The organism is Leisingera sp. SS27 (genome assembly GCF_028368855.1).
Classification (GTDB): domain Bacteria; phylum Pseudomonadota; class Alphaproteobacteria; order Rhodobacterales; family Rhodobacteraceae; genus Leisingera.
Genome location: NZ_JAQNCY010000001.1, coordinates 676,879 through 694,550 on the forward strand (window position 1 = coordinate 676,879; position 17,672 = coordinate 694,550).

The 17,672-nt window shown below is 63.2% G+C and carries 13 protein-coding genes and 1 tRNA gene; 7 read left to right on the forward strand and 7 right to left on the reverse strand.

What is annotated here, in order from left to right; all coding sequences use genetic code 11:
• Positions 1–75: 75 nt before the first annotated feature.
• Entirely contained in the window at positions 76–2,556 is a 2,481-nt protein-coding gene (locus N6L27_RS03290) for a Hint domain-containing protein (RefSeq protein WP_271905651.1), read from the forward strand.
• Here N6L27_RS03290 and N6L27_RS03295 read toward each other — a convergent pair.
• The 3 genes from N6L27_RS03295 to N6L27_RS03305 form a co-directional block, all read right to left on the reverse strand.
• Positions 2,550–5,051 (reverse strand): penicillin-binding protein 1A, encoded by a 2,502-nt coding sequence (locus N6L27_RS03295; RefSeq protein ID WP_271905652.1) that lies wholly within the window; start codon positions 5,049–5,051, stop codon positions 2,550–2,552. The genes N6L27_RS03290 and N6L27_RS03295 overlap by 7 nt on opposite strands.
• A gap of 166 nt (positions 5,052–5,217) precedes the next feature.
• Positions 5,218–6,447, reverse strand: coding sequence for an N-acetylmuramoyl-L-alanine amidase (locus tag N6L27_RS03300; RefSeq protein ID WP_271905653.1), 1,230 nt, complete (start codon positions 6,445–6,447; stop codon positions 5,218–5,220).
• A gap of 93 nt (positions 6,448–6,540) precedes the next feature.
• Entirely contained in the window at positions 6,541–7,686 is a 1,146-nt protein-coding gene (locus N6L27_RS03305; protein ID WP_271905654.1) for a pyridoxal phosphate-dependent aminotransferase, read from the reverse strand.
• Here N6L27_RS03305 and N6L27_RS03310 point away from each other — a divergent pair.
• Positions 7,685–9,064 carry a M48 family metalloprotease gene (locus N6L27_RS03310; RefSeq protein WP_271905655.1) on the forward strand — a complete coding sequence of 460 codons (1,380 nt, stop codon included), beginning with the start codon at positions 7,685–7,687 and terminating at the stop codon, positions 9,062–9,064. The two genes, N6L27_RS03305 and N6L27_RS03310, sit on opposite strands and share 2 nt — an antisense overlap.
• Entirely contained in the window at positions 9,061–9,825 is a 765-nt protein-coding gene (locus N6L27_RS03315; RefSeq protein ID WP_271905656.1) for a DsbA family protein, read from the forward strand. The genes N6L27_RS03310 and N6L27_RS03315 overlap by 4 nt, the downstream gene beginning before the upstream one ends.
• Before the next feature lie 77 nt (positions 9,826–9,902).
• Here the strand turns inward: N6L27_RS03315 and ispG are convergent, their stop codons facing one another.
• The 3 genes from ispG to hemA all read right to left on the reverse strand — a co-directional run bounded on the left by ispG (position 9,903) and on the right by hemA (position 13,724).
• A complete protein-coding gene (ispG, locus tag N6L27_RS03320; protein WP_271905657.1) occupies positions 9,903–11,024 on the reverse strand; it encodes a flavodoxin-dependent (E)-4-hydroxy-3-methylbut-2-enyl-diphosphate synthase in 1,122 nt (373 codons plus the stop codon).
• Between the two features lie 104 nt (positions 11,025–11,128).
• The gene (locus tag N6L27_RS03325; protein WP_271905658.1) at positions 11,129–12,358 is read right to left on the reverse strand and encodes a helix-turn-helix domain-containing protein; all 1,230 of its coding nucleotides are present in this window, start codon (positions 12,356–12,358) and stop codon (positions 11,129–11,131) included.
• Between the two features lie 130 nt (positions 12,359–12,488).
• Complete coding sequence (gene hemA, locus N6L27_RS03330) at positions 12,489–13,724, reverse strand: 5-aminolevulinate synthase (RefSeq protein WP_271905659.1); 1,236 nt, start codon at positions 13,722–13,724, stop codon at positions 12,489–12,491.
• Between the two features lie 387 nt (positions 13,725–14,111).
• Here hemA and N6L27_RS03335 point away from each other — a divergent pair, with 387 nt between their 5' ends.
• From N6L27_RS03335 to N6L27_RS03350, 4 genes are all read left to right on the forward strand, one after another.
• Positions 14,112–15,503 (forward strand): M20/M25/M40 family metallo-hydrolase, encoded by a 1,392-nt coding sequence (locus N6L27_RS03335; RefSeq protein ID WP_271905660.1) that lies wholly within the window; start codon positions 14,112–14,114, stop codon positions 15,501–15,503.
• 291 nt (positions 15,504–15,794) lie between these two features.
• Entirely contained in the window at positions 15,795–16,673 is an 879-nt protein-coding gene (locus tag N6L27_RS03340; RefSeq protein ID WP_271905661.1) for an alpha/beta fold hydrolase, read from the forward strand.
• A 127-nt stretch (positions 16,674–16,800) separates the two neighbouring features.
• Entirely contained in the window at positions 16,801–17,022 is a 222-nt protein-coding gene (locus tag N6L27_RS03345) for a hypothetical protein (RefSeq protein ID WP_271905662.1), read from the forward strand.
• Positions 17,023–17,081: 59 nt separating this feature from the next.
• The gene (locus tag N6L27_RS03350; RefSeq protein ID WP_271905663.1) at positions 17,082–17,483 is read left to right on the forward strand and encodes a nuclear transport factor 2 family protein; all 402 of its coding nucleotides are present in this window, start codon (positions 17,082–17,084) and stop codon (positions 17,481–17,483) included.
• A 64-nt stretch (positions 17,484–17,547) separates the two neighbouring features.
• On the opposite strand, the gene N6L27_RS03355 is transcribed toward N6L27_RS03350, so the two are convergent.
• A tRNA-Asp gene (locus tag N6L27_RS03355) sits at positions 17,548–17,624 on the reverse strand.
• Positions 17,625–17,672: the final 48 nt, after the last annotated feature.

Sequence of the window (17,672 nt, forward strand, 5' to 3'; positions counted from 1 at the left end):
ACGCAGCCTGCTGAAATCTGAGCATTGGATCGCGCGGGCAGCCTGGCCCGCCGTGCATTTTGGGGAATTGGGATTATGCCCAGCGGGTATCTTGTCCAGCTTGGAGATGGGTCGCTTGATCACGGCGACACGATCACGTCTACCTATTCCTCCTTTACCACCGACCAGAACCTGGGCGCGGGCAGCTGGAGCTGGACCGGTTCGCACGGCGGCACGCCCTATACCAACGAGGTAGAGCCTGGCGTCTATTACCTGGCCACCAACGGCAATGTCTATTTCGTTCCGGACTACGGCCAGCCCGACTCTTTCAGTTCCGCAACCGCCGACAACCCGCCCGCCTATACCGACAGTGACGGTCCGGTGGAGGGCACCAGCGGCGCCGACAACATCGACAGCAGCTATACCGATGCCGACGGCGATCAGATCGACAACGGCAGCGGCGGCGGCGCCTCTGGCAATCAGGACACGGTGGAGGCCGGAGCAGGCGATGATACGGTCAACGCCGGCGCCGACAACGACATGGTGTTCGGCGGCTCCGGCGGCGACAGCCTGGCGGGCGGCAGCGGCGATGACACGATCTATGGCGACAGCAGCAGCGAAGCGGGGCTGACGGATTCGCAGCAAAGCATCGACGATGCCAACGTCACCGACACCAGCAGCGGCTTCACCGTGACCGCCAGGGATTTGGCGGGCAACGCCAGCGCCGCCAACATCGACTATTACGACGGCGGCTTTGGTGTTGCCGGGGCGATATCGGATTCCGACAGCGGCGTTGACGCTCAGGTCGGCTATGACAAGGCATCCGGCATCTCAGAGGAAATCATCGTCGACTTCGACCAGGACACCGACGATGCCAGCTTCTCCTTCAGCCACCTCTACACCGACGGCTTTGGAGAGGAAGGCCACTGGGCCATCTACCTGGACGGGGTCCTGGTCGCCGAGGGCGATTTCACAGAGGGCACACCCGGTTCCGGCTCCGGCACGGTCAATATCAGCGGCTACGGCGATTTCGACCAGCTGGTGCTGTCCGCCAATCTTCAGACCGATGGCACAGACGGTTCCGACTACATGGTCACCGACATCACCTTCACGGTGCCGGCGGAAGTACCTGCGGACGGCAACGACAGCATCGACGGTGGAGCCGGGAACGACCTCATCTACGGTCAGGGCGGCAATGACACCATTTCCGGTCAAAGCGGCAATGACACGCTGTATGGCGGCAGCGGCGATGATACGCTGTGGGCTGGAACCGGCGACGACCTGGTCTACGGCGGTGACGGGGATGACCTTTATGACACAGATGAAGGCAATGACACCTTCTATGGCGAAGGCGGCGACGATTGGGTTGCGGTCTGGGCCAACCCTGACGGAGAAACGCTGGTCGGCGGCGAAACCGATGAAACGCTGGGCGACATGCTGGAGCTTTACGGCGACGGCTCCAGCATCAACATCACCTTCACCAGCGACGAAGCCGGCACCTTTACGGTCGGTGCCGATACCGTCACCTTTTCAGAGTTTGAACGCTACTACCTGCATTCCGGTGATGACACGCTGGATGCATCCATCGGCACCTCGGACATCTGGGTCCAGGGCTTGGGCGGCAACAATGTCTTCACCGGCGGCAGCGGCAATGACACGCTCCTCGGAGGGGGAGGCAGCGATACCCTGCGCGGCAATGCCGGGGCAGACTCGCTGGATGGCGGGTCCGGGGATGACAGCCTGATCATCGGAGAAGGCGACACTGCCACGGGCGGCGATGGCGACGACTACTTCACGGTGGAGGACACTGGAGATACCGGCAGCAACGACATTTATGTGACCGGCGGCGATACAGGCCAAACCACCGGTGACACGCTGGATTTCAACGGCCAGCTAGTGCTGGGATCGGTCAACATCACCGACAACACCGGCGGCAGCCTGACAGGTACGGCGACCTTGCTGGATGGCAGCACAGTCCATTTCTCGGGCATCGAAAACATCATCTGCTTTACCGCAGGCACCCGCATCGCCACTTCAGCGGGTCTGCGCTGCATCGAAACCCTGCGCCCAGGCGATCTGGTGATGACCCGCGACAACGGCCTGCAGCCGGTGCGCTGGATCAGCCAGTCAACAGTCCCGGCGTCGGGCAACCTGGCCCCGATCCGGATCAAGGCAGGCCAGTTCGGGGCGGAACGTGACCTGCTGGTCTCGCCGCAGCACCGGATGCTGTTCTCAGGTTCCCAGGCCAGCCTGCTGTTTGGCGAAAGCGAGGTTCTGGTCTCAGCCGTGCATATGCTGAACGACCGCTCCATCCGGCGCGAACCGGGTGGCACCGTCACATATGTGCATGTGCTGTTCGGCCAGCATGAGATCATCTATGCCGAAGGCGCTGCCTCCGAGAGCTTCCACCCGGGCGATCAGGCCGTCTCAGCCCTGGAGGAACCGGTTCGCGAGGAGCTTTTCCGCATCATGCCGGACCTGCGATGGCACAGCGGCGAAGGCGGGCGCACCGCCCGCCTCTGCGCCTCGCGCCACGAGGCCGCACTGCTGCTGCCGCGCCCCTCGCAGGATCAGTAAAGCCCGCCGGAACTGACGGTGCCGAAGGTCGCCTTGGGCCCCAGCACAGCCGTGCCGCCGCTGGACGTGGTAACCTGGCGGCCGGACTGCTGCACTTCCTCAATCAGCGGCAGGTTCGACCCCATCGCAAAACCGCCGTCATAGGTCAGGCCGAAGATCGGCTCCGCCCCGTCGCGGAAATACTCCGCCACCACATAAACGCCCGACGCCCCATCCGGCAGCCGCGCGCCGGTGTAGCGGTCGATCTTGATGAAATGGCCGCCTTCCGGCACCTCGAACGGGCCGCCGCCGAATTTCTCGGTCGCCTTTTTCATGAACTGCTGGAACACCGGGCCGCACATGGTGCCGCCATAGGCGCCGCGGCCCATCGGGCGGGGCTGGTCAAAGCCCATGTAGCAGCCGGCCACGATGTTGGAGGTGAAGCCGACGAACCAGACATCGCGGGAATCGTTGGTGGTACCGGTCTTGCCCGCGGTGGGCACCGGCAGGTTGATCACACTTGATGCGGTGCCGCGGTCAACCACACCCCTCATCATCGAGGTGAGCTGATAGGCGGTGATCGGGTCCATTACCTGTTCGCGGTCGGTGACAATGCGCGGCGCCTGACCCGGCGCCAGCGCGGGATCGGAACAATCCACACAGTCGCGGTCGTCGTGGCGGTAGATGGTCTTGCCGAACCGGTCCTGCACCCGGTCCACCAGCGTCGGCTGCACCCGCTCGCCGCCGTTGGCGAACATCGCATAGGCCGCCACCATCTTGTAGAGCGTGGTTTCCTCTGCCCCCAGCGAGTTGGCCAGGAACGGACCCATATTGTCATAGACGCCAAACCGCTCAGCATACCCTGCAACCACCGGCATCCCGACCTCTTGCGCCAATCGGATGGTCATCAGGTTTCGGCTCATCTCGATGCCGGTGCGCAAGGGCGTCGGACCGTAAAACTTGTTGGTGGAGTTCTTGGGCCGCCACAGTCCCTGCGGCGTGTTGATCTCAATCGGGGCGTCAACCACGATGGTCGCCGGGCTGTAGCCGCTGTCCAGCGCTGCCGCATAGACAAAAGGTTTGAAGCTGGAACCCGGCTGCCGCATCGCCTGGGTGGCGCGGTTGAACACCGAATGCTGGTAGGAGAAGCCGCCCTGCATCGCCAGAACCCGGCCGGAGTTCACGTCCATCGCGACAAAGCCGCCCTGCACTTCCGGCACCTGACGCAGCGACCAGTGGCTGAAGGCATGGTCCTTCTTCTCGGCCCGGACCAGCACAACGTCGCCGCGGGCAAAATTGTCGGCAAAGCTGCCCTTCATCCACTTGATGTCGGAACGCGGAACGGTCCCCGTGCCTTCGCTCTGCTCAACCCCGATCGTCAGGGACTTGTCGCCAACCTCCAGCACCACCGCCGGATACCAGCGGCCGCCGAGCGCGATGTCGCGGGACACTTCCGTGTTTGCCAGTGCCGCGCGCCATGCAGCTTCGTCCTTAAGCTGATCCTCTTCCAGCTTGATGCCGGTGCCCCGCCAGATTCCGCGGGAGCGGTCGTATTTTTCCAGCCCGCCGCGCATCGCCAACGCCGCCTCGGCCTGCATGTCGTGGTCGATGGTCGCGCGCACCGTGAAGCCGCCGGTGAAGAACTCGCCCTCGCCGAAGTCTTCAGTCAGCTGCCGGCGGATTTCATCGGTGAAATAGTCGCGCGGCGGCAGCGTGGTGCGGAAGCCCTCGAAATCGCCGTTCTGAACCGAGCGCAGCGGCTGCGCCACTTCCACGTCATAGACATCCTTGGAGATATAGCCGTTCTCGCGCATCTCCCGCAGCACATAGTTGCGCCGCGCCAGCAGGCGATCCTTCTGGCGGACCGGGTGGTAATCCGACGGTGCCTTAGGCATCGAAGCCAGTGTTGCCGCCTCATGCGGTTGCAGTTCACCCAGTGTCTTGTTGAAATAGGTCTGCGCCGCCGCCGTCACGCCATAGGAGTTTTGGCCGAGGAAGATCTCGTTCAGATACAGTTCCAGAATTCGTTCCTTGTCGAGCGTTTCCTCCAGCCGGGTGGCGAGGATGATCTCCTTGATCTTGCGCTCGGCCCGGCGGTCGCCGGATAGCAGGAAGTTCTTCATAACCTGCTGGGTGATGGTCGAGGCGCCGCGCACGTTCTGGCCGCGCGACCGCACGGCCTCAATCGCCGCTGCCGCGATACCGCGGGCGTCATAGCCGCCGTGGCTGTAGAAATTCTTGTCTTCTGCCGAGATGAACGCCTGTTTCACCAAGTCAGGGATTTCCGCAGACGGCGTGAACAGGCGGCGTTCCTTGGCAAACTCGTCGATCAGGTGCCCCTCGCCCGAATAGATCCGGCTGATCGTCGGCGGCTGGTACTGCGCCAGCGATTCATGGCTCGGCAAGTCGCGCCCGTAGATCCAGAACACCGCTCCGATGGTCAGTGCCACCATCGCCACGCCAAGGGTGATGGTGCTGAAGATAGAGCCGAAGAAGGAAAATATGAACCTGAGCACGGATGTTGGCCTTTCACGCGGGGTGCCGCCTATATAGGGATGGCAACCGCCCGCGTCAAAACGGGAAACCGGGGATATGCGCCAGGGAAGGCGGGAAAATCCTAGCAGTTTTCACCCCACCCGGCCCCAATTTGCGCAACACCCGCCGATTCCGGCGCAAATGTGCCTACTGCCGCACCAATGCCCGGCGGGCATCATCTTCGATGCGCCAGGCGATCAGCCCGTTCAGAATGCCGCGTGCGGCCTTGGATCGCCATTCAGCATCCACAAGATTCTTGATGTCGCGTTTGCTGGACAGAAACCCGATTTCAACCAGCACAGATGGGATATCTGCGGATTTCAGAACCGAAAACCCGGCAGAGCGCAGCGGCCGGTTATTGATCGGCCGCCCCTGCCCGCGCAGACCCTCGATCAGCGCCGCTGCCAGCGCGTCGCTGCGCGGCTGGGTTTCCTGCCGTGCCAGGTCCAGCATCACAGCCGTCACCCCATCATCTGCCTGGCTGAGGTCGGTGCCAGACAGAAGGTCACCGCGCAGATGCCGTTCCGCAAGCTTGGCAGAGGCCGCGTCTGAGGCATCCTTGGACAGGGTATACACAGTGGAGCCATGGGCGCGGCCTTCGGAAATCGTGTCGGCGTGCAGCGAGATAAATACATCCGCCCCAGCCTGATGCGCCATCGCAATGCGCCGCTCCAGCGAGACAAAATAGTCATCGTCGCGAGTCATCTGCACGGTGAACTGACCGGACCGCACCAGCGCCTCACCCAGTTCGCGGGCAAATTGCAGCATCAGGTGCTTTTCGATCACCACATCTGTCTCGGCACCCGGATCAATACCACCGTGGCCCGGGTCCAGCATGACAATTAGTGGCGCGTTTTGATCCCGCGCTGCTTTGGCTTCCATGGCTTCCGGTGCAGGCAGATCCCAGCGCGGGTCCTGCGGCGCCCCGGCGCTGGCGGCAAACTCCTTTGCCGCGGCTTGTTCCAGCGCGACCTTCAGCGTTGCCTCAGCTGTCACCTGATCAACCGACAATCCGGCAGATGCCACTTTCATAGGTTCCGCCAGCTGGAGCACCAGCCGCGACCAGCCGGGAACATAGGTGCCGAATTGCGCCGCGGTGACTTGTTCCCCCTGGAGCAGATTCTTTGCTGTCAGCCCGGTCCAGTCGACTTCCTGAAAATCCAGCACCAGACGCAGCGGCTCCGTGAGGGTGAACAGCCGGTACGGCACCCCCTGGCTGAGGCCCAGTGTGATCTCTGCCCCTTGACCGGCGTCCCGCACGTGGCTTGCGTCCGCATCGATGCGCGCCAGGCCGCTGAAGCTGCTGCCGCCGGACTGTGCCCAGGCGCCTGCGGCCAATGCCCAGATCAATGCGGTGATTGTGATCAGTCTGCCCATATCTGCCTCTTGCCCGGCCTGCTGGCCCTTTTGGCCGGCAGACTAGGCAATTTGCGTTTGCTTGGAAATCCGTCTTCTGCGGTTATCCCCGCCTTAGCCGCGGGACGCCATGAACAGCGCCAGCCGCGCCAGGCCTTCCTCGATGTCATGGGTGGAGCGCGCATAGGAGAACCGCAGCGTCGTGGCGCCGCGCAACGGGTCGAAATCCAGACCCGGTGTCACCGCAACGCCCGCCTTTTCAAGGACTTCGGCGGCGAAACTGCGGCTGTCATCTGTCAAGTCGGACACATCGGCATAGACATAAAACGCCCCGTCCGGCGGCGCGATTTTGGTGAATCCGGCCTTGGGCAGCCCGTCCAGCATCAGCTGGCGGTTCCTTGCGTAAACGGCCAGGTTTTCCCGCAGCTCGTCCTCGCAATCGAGCGCCGCCAGCGCTGCCACTTGGCTGGCGTGCGGCGCACAGATGAACATGTTCTGAGCAATGCGCTCCACAACCCGCACATGATCCTCCGGCACCACCATCCAGCCGACCCGCCAGCCGGTCATCGAGAAAAACTTGGAGAAGGAGTTGATGACATAGCATTCGTCGGTCAGCTCCAGAGCGGTAACCGCCTTCGCCTCGTATTCAAGCCCGTGATAGATCTCGTCGGAGATGAAGCTGGCGCCCTCGCCCCGCGCTGCATCAATCAGCGCGCCCATCGCCGCGTGGCCCAGCATCGTGCCGGTCGGGTTGGCGGGCGACGCCACCATCAGGCCCGCCAAATTCTGCCCTGCAAGATCCGCCGCGACCGGCTGCAGCCGGTTTTCCGGTGCTGTCTGGATGTCCACCGGCACCAGCCCGAGCGCCTTGAGGATCTGCCGGTAGGAAGGATAGCCCGGCGCGCCGATGCCGACCCGGTCGCCGCTGTCGAAAAGCGCCGTAAAGCTGAGCAGGAAAGCGCCGGAGGAGCCCGGCGTCACGATCACCCGTTCCGGGTTCAGATCGACGTTGTACCATTCCCCATAGAGCTGTGCGATCCGCTTGCGCAGGGCTGGCAAGCCAAGGGCAACCGTATAGCCCAAGGCATTGTTTTCCAGCGCACTCCCCAGTGCCTTCCGCGCCCCGGACGGCGCCCCGGTCGACGGCTGGCCCACCTCCATGTGGATGATGTGGCGGCCTGCCTCCTCAGCCTTGCGGGCAGCCTCCATCACATCCATCACAATGAAGGGATCGACCTCGGACCGGGTTGAGTTTCGCATGCTAATCTCCCAATGTGCGCGCATGAGTTTTGACCGTTTCTTCCGGCTGGCGTCAATCCCGGCTCTTCTGGTTTGCGCGCTTGTTCAATTTGCAGCGGCGGCGCAGGCGGCATCGATCTCGCTGCTGCGCGATCCGGATGTCGAACATGGGCTGAGCCGGCTGGCTGCCCCAGTGCTGCGCGCGGCAGGTTTGAACGCGAACCGGGTTCGCATCCTCCTGGTCAACGACAGCTCCTTCAACGCATTCGTTCTGGATTCCCGCACGATTTTCGTAAATTACGGACTGATCCTCAAGGTCACCTCGCCGGAAATGCTGCAGGCCGTACTGGCCCACGAGGCCGCCCATATCACCAATGGCCACCTGTCGCGGCGGATGCAGAACCTGCGTTCTGCCAACAGCGCTGCTGGTCTTGGACTGGCCTTGGCCGCACTGGCGGCGGCTGCAGGCGGCGGGGATGCCGCTGCTGGCATTGCCATCGGCACCCAAGGCTCGGCTTTCCGCAGCTTTCTGGCCCACACCCGTGCCGAGGAAAGCAGCGCCGACCGTTCTGCCGCCGAATATCTGAACCGCGCCGGCATCAGCCCGCAGGGTCTGGTCGACCTGCACCGGGCCTTTGCCGGCCAGGAAGTCCTCAGCGCCGGCACCCAGGACCCCTATACCCGCTCACATCCCCTGAGCCGCGACCGTATCCGCGCCGCGCAGGCCTATCTGGCGGCCCATGGCGACAAGGGCCAGACCAGCGCCGAGGCACAGTATTGGTTTGCCCGCGTCCGCGGAAAGCTGTCGGCCTTCACCCGGGCTCCGAAATGGACCCTGCGGCGGGTGCGCGAGGAACAGTTCAAGGACGTCCGCCTGATGCGCGAGGCCGCGGCCTATCACCGGCAGAACAGCCTCCAGAAAGCATTGAAGGCCATCAATGGCGCGCTGGCTGCACGCCCCTCCGATCCGTTCTATCATGAGCTGAAGGGGCAGATCCTGATCGAGAACCGCCAGTGGTCAGCCGCGCTTGCCGCCTATGGCAAGGCCGTCAGCCTTGCCCCCAAGGACCCGCTGATCCTGACAGGTTACGGCCGCGCCCAGCTGGCGGCGGGCCAGCCTAAGGCAGCGCTCAAATCCATGGAGCGCGCCCGCGCCATCGACTTCCGCAACACCGTGCTGCTGCGCGACATGTCGCTGGCCTACGCCAAGACCGGACAAAACGGCATGGCCGCTCTGGTCACCGCCGAGCGCTATGCGTTGCAAGGGCGTCTGAATGACGCCGGCATTCACGCCAAACGGGCCGTGGCCCAGCTGCCTGCAGGATCCCCCGCCGCGCGGCGGGCAACCGATGTACTGGTGGCCTATGAACAAGCTCAGAAGAGAAAGAGACGCAAATGACCCTTTTCACCCGCACCGCCACCGCCGCGGCCACAGCCCTCGCCCTCTTGGGCGCACCGGCGCAGGCATTTGACATCAGCGCGATGTCAGAGGCTGAGCGCGAGGCCTTTGGCAAGGAGGTCCGCAGCTACATCCTGGCGAACCCGGAGCTGATCCTGGAGGCGGTTGACCTTCTGGAGCAGCGCCAGCAGCAGGCCGAGGCTGTGCGCGATGACGCGCTGGTCGCCGACAACCTGGAGGAACTGGTCAACGACGGCTATTCCTGGGTTGGCGGCAACCCCGAAGGCGACATCACCCTGGTTGAGTTCATGGACTACCGCTGCGGCTACTGCCGGCGCGCTGCGCCTGAGGTGGCCAAGCTGCTGAAAAGCGACGGCAACATCCGCCTGGTGATCAAGGAATTCCCGATACTGGGCGACGCCTCTGTACTGTCGGCGCGCTTTGCCGTCGCCACCAAGCAGGTGGCCGGCGATGACGCCTACAAGGATGTGCATGACGCGCTGATCGAATTTGGCGGCGAACCGAACGAGGTGGCGCTGCGCCGCCTGGCCGAAGGCTTGTCGCTGGATGCAGAGGCGATTTTCGCAAAGATGGACAGCGAAGACGTGACCGCCGAGCTGCGCCAGACCCGGGCGCTGGCGCAGCGGATGGCGATCTCCGGCACACCGACCTTCGTGCTGGGCACTGAACTCCTGCGCGGCTACCTGCCCGCCGATCAGATGGAGCTGATGGTGGCGGAGATCCGCGAGCAGCAGAGCTGAGCTTCAGGCTGATCTGCAGGGACCGGGGCGCTGCCACGGACCCCGGGATATTTTCAGCCGGATGAAGAACGGATGCCTTACTCTGCCGCTTCCTGGGCCGCCTCGATCTGGGCAGCCTTCTTCTCAACCTCCTCGACGATGTGGTCGACCATCTGTTCGTTGGACATCTTGTGGCTGGCCTTGCCCGCCAGATAGACCATGCCGGAGCCCGCACCGCCGCCGGTGAAGCCCACATCTGTCATAAGTGCTTCGCCGGGGCCATTCACCACACAGCCGATGATCGAGAGGCTCATCGGCGTGTGGATATGGGCCAGCCGCTCCTCCAGCGTTTCCACCGTCTTGATGACGTCAAACCCCTGCCGCGCGCAGCTGGGACATGAGATAATGTTGACGCCGCGGTGGCGCAGGCCGAGGGATTTGAGGATCTCAAAGCCCACCTTCACCTCCTCCACCGGATCGGCGGAGAGACTGACGCGCAGGGTATCGCCGATGCCCATCCACAGCAGCTGCCCCAGGCCGATCGCCGATTTGATCGTGCCGGAGACAAATCCGCCAGCTTCGGTCACGCCCAGATGAATAGGCGCGTCGGTAGCCTCCGCCAGCTGCTGATAGGCAGCGGCGGTCATGAAGACGTCCGAGGCTTTCACGGAGATCTTGAATTCGTGGAAGTCATGATCCTGCAGGATGCGGATATGGTCGAGACCGCTCTCCACCATCGCCTCCGGGCAGGGTTCGCCGTATTTGTCCAGCAGGTGCTTTTCCAAACTGCCGGCGTTCACCCCGATGCGGATCGAGCAATTGTGGTCGCGCGCCGCCCTGATCACCTCGGCCACGCGCTTTTCGTCGCCAATATTGCCCGGGTTGATGCGCAAACAGGCGGCACCGGCTTCAGCGGCCTCGATGCCGCGCTTGTAGTGGAAATGGATGTCGGCAACGATCGGCACCGGGCTTTCACGCACGATTTCCTTCAGCGCCTTGGAGGAGGCCTCATCCGGGACCGAGATCCGCACCAGATCAGCACCCGCCTCTGCCGCGGCCTGCACCTGGGCGACCGTTGCCGCCACATCGGTGGTCAGCGTGTTGGTCATGGTCTGCACCGCAATCGGCGCGTCACCGCCAACGGGCACGTTACCCACATGAATCTGGCGGCTCTTGCGGCGTTCTATGTGGCGCCACGGGCGGATGTGATTGATCGACATTGCGGCTGGTGTCCCGGCTGGATCCTGTTGTGGATTAGATACGTGCAGACGCCCGGCGCTGCAATGGCAGCACCGGGCGTCCTGTGAGAATTCCTGTGCCGGTATTACTCGGAAGGCTGCTGCACTGCTGCCTGCAGTTGCGCGACCAGCGTCGCCAGCGCCTCGTTGCTGCCGTCCTGCAGATCCGCCAGCTCAAACCGGCCGGTGATTGCATCCATCGACAGCTCGACATTCTTGGTAACCTGGCCGCGTTCGCCGACCGGACCGAAATGCTGGCCATTGACGGCAAAATAAATGGCGCTGCTTTCACCGGTGCGCAGCTTCGGCGCGTCTTCGGTCACCGGCACCTGGAACCGCTGGCCCGCGTCCATGATGGTTTCCAGAATCACGCTGCCATCCGCCGCGGTGACCTGCACCCATGAGGGACGCACCGCAACCATTTCGACACCCGGCGCAATCTCGGCCAGAACCTGAGGCACTTGCGGCCCCTGCTCGCCCTGCTGCAATGGCCCGGCGCCCTCGAACGGCAGGCTGGCCTCAGCCAGACTGATCGTCGGCACATCCGGCGCGGCAAAATTCCCCAGTGTGGAGGGATCAAGAGTGGAAATCGGCGCGTCGCGCGCCACCAGCACCGGCACATCCAGCGCCTGCGGGCGGTAAAGCCTGTCCAATGCCTCCGCCGCGGGATCCTGGGTGCCTTCGGCAACTGCCAGAACCGCACCATTCAGCGGATCGAGATCCGCCAGCACCGCCGGGGTCTGATCCACCGGTGCGAATTGCACCTGCTGCACCTCCTTCAAGACAGCCCAGCCGCCATAGGTGATGCCGCCAATCAGGCCGGCCAGCACCATAAGCGAGCCGACGGCGCGCAGTTCAATCTGGCTCAGGATGCTGCTGGGTGCGGGAATGAACGGGGTATTCGGAGAGGCAAAGGCATCCCCGCCAAGGCCCTTGGATGCAACAACCGGCGCATTGCCTGACTTGCTGCGGCTGGAAGCCTCAGCAGACATGCCGTGCGCCACGGAAAAGCCGCTTTCCTTGCAGAAATCCTGGAACGCCTGTTCGGCATCCATGTTCAGATAGCGCGCGTAAGACCGCACGTAGCCGGCGATGAAGCCGGGCGTATCAAAAGCAGAAGGGTCGGAATTTTCGATGGCAGCGATGTAGGAGGCCTTGATCCGCAGTTCGCGCTGGACATCGAGCAGTGACTTGCCCATCGTCGCCCGTTCGCCGCGCATCACGTCGCCAAGCTTCAGCTCGAAATCGTCAAAACCCTTCGGCTCTGCCGTTCCGCCATGCTCATCTTGCTTGCGCTGGGTAAAGCGCCCGATCATGCCTGCCGTCCCATACTATGCCTGCCGCCATCGTTTCTAAACGGTGAAAGAATCACATGTGCGACTCAGATCCGTTGATTGATTAGCAACAGCGTAACACACTCAGTGTTAATTTACACTGATCAGTAAGTTACCCGGCAAGTTCGGCACGATTCAGCGCACAATGCGACCACAATGCGTCCATTGCGTGAACCAGCGCGTCGATCTCCTTGGGCCCGTGCACCGGCGAGGGCGTGAAGCGCAGGCGTTCGGTGCCGCGCGGCACTGTCGGGAAATTGATCGGCTGCACGTAGATGCCATAGTCTTCCAGCAGGTGATCGGACAGCACCTTGGTGTGCACCGGGTTGCCAACGATCACCGGCACGATGTGGCTGCCGTGGTCGATGATCGGCAGGCCAAGACCCTTCAGGCGCAGCTTCAGCACCTTGGCCTGATCCTGATGCTTGTCGCGCAGATCATGAGCACCTTTCAGATAGGCAACCGAGGCCGCCGCCCCTGCCGCCACTGTTGGCGCCAGCGAGGTGGTGAAGATGAAGCCCGGCGCATAGGAGCGGATCGCGTCGCACATCTTGGCCGAGGCTGCGATATAGCCACCCATCACACCATAGGCCTTGGCGAGGGTTCCATTGATGATATCGATGCGGTGCGCCAGCCGGTCGCGCTCCGTCACGCCGCCGCCGCGGGGGCCGTACATGCCAACGGCGTGCACTTCGTCGATATAGGTCAGCGCGCCGAATTCATCGGCCAGATCGCACAGTTCCTCGATCGGCCCGAAGTCGCCGTCCATCGAATAGACCGACTCGAAGGCAATCAGCTTGGGCGCCTTGGGATCGTCGGCTTCCAGCAGCTCGCGCAGGTGGGCCACATCGTTGTGGCGGAAGATGCGCTTGGCACCGCCATTGCGGCGCACGCCCTCGATCATGGAGGCGTGGTTCAACGCGTCTGAATAGATGATCAGCCCCGGGAACAGCTTGGGCAGAGTGCTCAGCGTCGCGTCATTGGCGATATAGGCCGAGGTGAACAGCAGCGCCGCTTCCTTGCCGTGCAGGTCAGCCAGTTCGGCCTCCAACTGCTTGTGATAGACCGTGGTGCCAGAGATGTTGCGGGTGCCGCCAGAACCTGCGCCGGTTGCATCGATGGCATCATGCATTGCATCCAGCACCACCGGGTTCTGGCCCATGCCCAGATAATCGTTGCCGCACCAGACGGTGATGTCCTGCTTGGTGCCGTCCGGCCGGTTCCAGACCGCATGCGGAAAATGACCCTTCTTGCGCTCGATGTCGATGAAGGTCCGGTAACGGCCCTCTTCGTGAAGGCTGGCAATCGCTGCATCCAGTTTCGCGGTATAGTCCACCGGCATCTCCATAGCTAATTGTGCTCCTGCAGAGCACGCGGGCTTTGTAAAGGGCACGGGTCTTCTGACGATTAGGCCACAATCACGTTCACGACTGGTTACCTGAGGCAGTCCCTTCGATCAACTGCATACGCGCCGCCAAGGGTGCGCAACATTGATGCAGGTCAAATAAAACTTAAACAGAGGCCGGGCAAGGACAGCTGCGGCCAACCTTTGGCCGTTTGCGTCGTATCTGTTTCCCGAATTTCTATATAATGTGCAGTATCGGAAACCTCAGCTGTGGAAAATACCAGGATTTTCCAGCCCTGAGGCCTCTGGCCCCTCCTCAATCGCGCTGCTAGGGTCCGCGGCAAATCGGCCCTTTCCCGGGGCTTCCCCCGAAAAACAGGAGAGCATGAGATGGCACTGAATGATGTTCTGGACCGGATCGACGCAGAGCTGGACGCTGCCACGGAACGGCTGATGGAGCTGTTGCGGATCCAGTCGATTTCCACTGACCCGGCCTTCAAGGCCGAATGCGACAAGGCCGCCGATTGGCTGGTCGCCGATCTGAACTCCATCGGCATCCAGGCGGAAAAGCGCGTGACCCCGGGCCACCCGATGGTGGTTGGTCATGTCGGAGAGGAAAACACCGATGCGCCGCACGTACTGTTTTACGGCCATTATGATGTGCAGCCGGTCGATCCTCTGAACCTTTGGAACACGCCGCCGTTTGAGCCGCAGCTGGAGGAAACCCCGCACGGCACCGTGATCCGCGGCCGCGGCTCCTCGGACGACAAGGGCCAGCTGATGACCTTTGTCGAGGCGTGCCGCGCCTGGAAGGCCGTCAACGGCTCCCTGCCCTGCCGCATCACCTTCTTCTTCGAAGGCGAAGAGGAAAGCGGCTCGCCCTCGCTCATCCCCTTCATGGAGGCCAACGCCGAGGAGCTGAAGGCCGACATCGCGCTGATCTGTGACACCTCGATGGTGTCGCGCGGGGTGCCGTCAATCTCCTCGCAGCTGCGCGGCATGCTGAAGGATGAATTCACCGTGGTCGGCCCCCGCATCGACCTGCACTCCGGCCACTACGGCGGCCCCGGCCTGAACCCGCTGCGCGAGCTTAGCCGCATCGTCGCCTCCTTCTATGACGAGGAGACCGGCAAGGTCGCCGTCGAAGGCTTCTATGAAGGTGTGCATGAGGTGCCCGGGGACCAGCTGCGCCAGTGGGAAGGCTGCGGCTTTGACGAGAAGGATTACCTCGATAACGCCGGCTACACCCAGGCGCATGGCGAAAAGGACCGCTCGGTGCTGGAACAGCAATGGGCGCGCCCGACGCTGGAGGTGAACGGTCTCTGGGGCGGCTACAACGGGGCGGGCTCCAAGACCGTGATCCCGTCACAGGCGCATTGCAAGATCACCTGCCGCCTCGTTGGCGACATGGACCCGGACGCGCTGCGGGTGAAGATCCGCAAGCATGTGGAGGCGCAGCTGAAACCCGACTGCAAGGTGGTCTGGGACAACGATCTCGAAGGCTCCAAGGCCTCTGTCATGGACATCACCCGCCCCGAATTCACCGCTGCCCGCGCCGCGCTGTCGGACGAATGGCAGCGCGAGGCAGTGTTCTGCGGCATGGGCGGCTCGATCCCGATCGCGGGATTCTTCAAGTCGATCCTGGGCATGGAATCAATGCTGGCGGGCTTTGCCAATGACGACGACGCAATCCATTCTCCGAACGAAAAGTATGACCTCAAAAGCTTCCACAAGGGCATCCGCTCCTGGGCACGGATCCTGAACGCACTGACGCAGAAGTAAGCAACCTCGGGGCGGGCAAACCGCCCGCCCCTCCATCCCCCTGCAAAGGGGCTTTCTCCCGCCCGTCATCGGCGCTCTGAAGAGCCCCTCTTCCCGTTGGGCATGGCGCCGCCAAGGGCGGCGCGCGCCGTGCTATCGCACGGCGCCGGGCCCAAGGCTTGTTGCGCGGCATCTTTGATGCCGCCCCAAGGCGCGGGAGCACTCCCCCTCGCCGAAACGCAGCGGCAGGCTTGCTTCGGACCGCGGCTCTGGCTCCAATACCTGCGAACCCGCCAGTCAAGGGAGAGAGCCATGCCAGCCGCCATCGAATCCGGCGCATTGCAAGTGAACGGCCAGCAGATCGCCTATACCCGCCGCGGAGACGGCCCGCCGCTTCTGCTGCTGCACGGGTTTCCCCAGACCAAGGAGATGTGGGAGAAAGCTGCCCCGCTCCTCGCCCGTCATTTTACGGTGGTGACAGCGGATCTGCGCGGCTATGGCGCCAGCTCCAAACCGGAAGGCGCGGAGGCCATGAGCTTCCGCAGCATGGCCGCCGACCAGCTGGCGCTGATGCAGGCGCTTGGGTATCCGCGCTTTCACCTCGCTGGCCACGACCGCGGCGGGCGCACCGCCCACCGGCTGGCGCTGGACGCACCAGACGCCGTCGCCAGCCTCACCGTGATGGACATCATCCCGACCCACCTGCTGCTGGACCAGCTGACACATCAAGTCGCCCGCGCCTATTACCACTGGTTCTTTCTGGCGCAGCCCGCACCGCTGCCGGAGCGGATGATCGGCGCAGATCCGCACGCCTATTTCGAGAGCTGCCTGCTGGGCTGGGGAGGCGCGGCGCTGTCGGATTTCCCGCAAGGTGCGCTGGCGGCCTACCGGCGCGCCTGGGCGGACCCGGACTGCGTGCATGCCATGTGCAACGATTACCGGGCCGCGATAGAAGTGGACTTCCACGACGATGCCCGCGATTTGGACCGTCTGGTGCACTGCCCGGCGCTGGTGCTTTACGGAGCCGATGGCGCCATGGCCCGGGCCTATGATGTCTCCGCGACCTGGGACCCACGGCTGCAGCACATGACAGCGCGCAGCGTGCCCGGCGGGCATTTCTTCATCGACAGCGCTCCGCATGAAACCGCCGAAGCCGTGCTGGATTTCCTGGTGCCGCTGCCGCCGCCCTGAGCCGCAGAACCGCAGGGTGAAAAGACCCCGGTTTTATGTTCGATTTACGCACTCCGGTTAAGACTTGCTTATCGCTCTTGCCTTACCCTTGGCACCACGCGCAAGCCCACTGAAGACGGAGATCAAAATGACGCAAAGCAGGTTCAACCGCCCGCCAGGGTTCGAGGGCAATCAGACGGACCCGGAGGAAAGCTACCGCGCTGGCTATCAGCACGGCACAAGGGTGCTGCTGCGCTATCTGGAATCCAACCCCAAACCCGATCTGGACCGGCTCAAGAAATGGGTGGATGCGGAGCTGACCGGCTGGCGCCACGACACGGAAGCTGCCCCGGCCCCGCCTGCTCTCTGACGTCCGGCGCGGCTCATCGGCCGCTTGCCTGACCTGCTGTCCGCGGTCAGGCTGGCGTCATGATACAATCGATTCTGACAGACGGCCCGCAACTGGACGAAATCCTCTCCCTGGAGACCAAGGTCTGGGAGGCCATGGCCCTTGGCGACCAGCACTCGGGCGAACAAGTGCTCTGTGACAGTTTTCTGGGCGTGTACCCCAGCGGCTTTGCAGGCAAATCCGATCATTGCGCGCAACTCCAAGACGGGCCAGTGGTCGCCGAGTACAGGCTGAGCGCTGCCCGTCTGCGCCGCATCGGCGACGCCGCTGCGCTGCTCTCATACCGCGCCTCCTTCCGGTCATCCGGCGCGGCAGGCTGGAAAACCATGCTGATCTCGTCACTCTGGGAAAAGGAAGACGGGAAGTGGCGGAACACCTTCAGCCAGGACACCCCGGGAACGGGGCACGCAATGCACGAATGAAGGCTGGCTCTGCACGACTGAAGCCTGGTTCTGCCGGTATGTGATTTGATTGTTCAGAAGAAAGTGGCGCGGTTGACGGGGCTCGAACCCGCGACCCCCGGCGTGACAGGCCGGTACTCTAACCAACTGAGCTACAACCGCGCATGGGCCTTTCGGCTATGGTCCCCATCCGGGGCGGACCCTGAAACG

What these genes read in the sequence shown, in the direction of transcription:
- N6L27_RS03290 (WP_271905651.1), top strand. Translation starts at nt 76, where the DNA reads ATGCCCAGCGGGTATCTTGTCCAGCTTGGAGATGGGTCGCTTGATCAC.
- N6L27_RS03300 (WP_271905653.1), bottom strand. Translation starts at nt 6,447, where the DNA reads ATGGGCAGACTGATCACAATCACCGCATTGATCTGGGCATTGGCCGCA.
- N6L27_RS03310 (WP_271905655.1), top strand. Translation starts at nt 7,685, where the DNA reads ATGCTAATCTCCCAATGTGCGCGCATGAGTTTTGACCGTTTCTTCCGG.
- N6L27_RS03305 (WP_271905654.1), bottom strand. Translation starts at nt 7,686, where the DNA reads ATGCGAAACTCAACCCGGTCCGAGGTCGATCCCTTCATTGTGATGGAT.
- N6L27_RS03315 (WP_271905656.1), top strand. Translation starts at nt 9,061, where the DNA reads ATGACCCTTTTCACCCGCACCGCCACCGCCGCGGCCACAGCCCTCGCC.
- ispG (WP_271905657.1), bottom strand. Translation starts at nt 11,024, where the DNA reads ATGTCGATCAATCACATCCGCCCGTGGCGCCACATAGAACGCCGCAAG.
- N6L27_RS03325 (WP_271905658.1), bottom strand. Translation starts at nt 12,358, where the DNA reads ATGATCGGGCGCTTTACCCAGCGCAAGCAAGATGAGCATGGCGGAACG.
- hemA (WP_271905659.1), bottom strand. Translation starts at nt 13,724, where the DNA reads ATGGAGATGCCGGTGGACTATACCGCGAAACTGGATGCAGCGATTGCC.
- N6L27_RS03335 (WP_271905660.1), top strand. Translation starts at nt 14,112, where the DNA reads ATGGCACTGAATGATGTTCTGGACCGGATCGACGCAGAGCTGGACGCT.
- N6L27_RS03340 (WP_271905661.1), top strand. Translation starts at nt 15,795, where the DNA reads ATGCCAGCCGCCATCGAATCCGGCGCATTGCAAGTGAACGGCCAGCAG.
- N6L27_RS03345 (WP_271905662.1), top strand. Translation starts at nt 16,801, where the DNA reads ATGACGCAAAGCAGGTTCAACCGCCCGCCAGGGTTCGAGGGCAATCAG.
- N6L27_RS03350 (WP_271905663.1), top strand. Translation starts at nt 17,082, where the DNA reads ATGATACAATCGATTCTGACAGACGGCCCGCAACTGGACGAAATCCTC.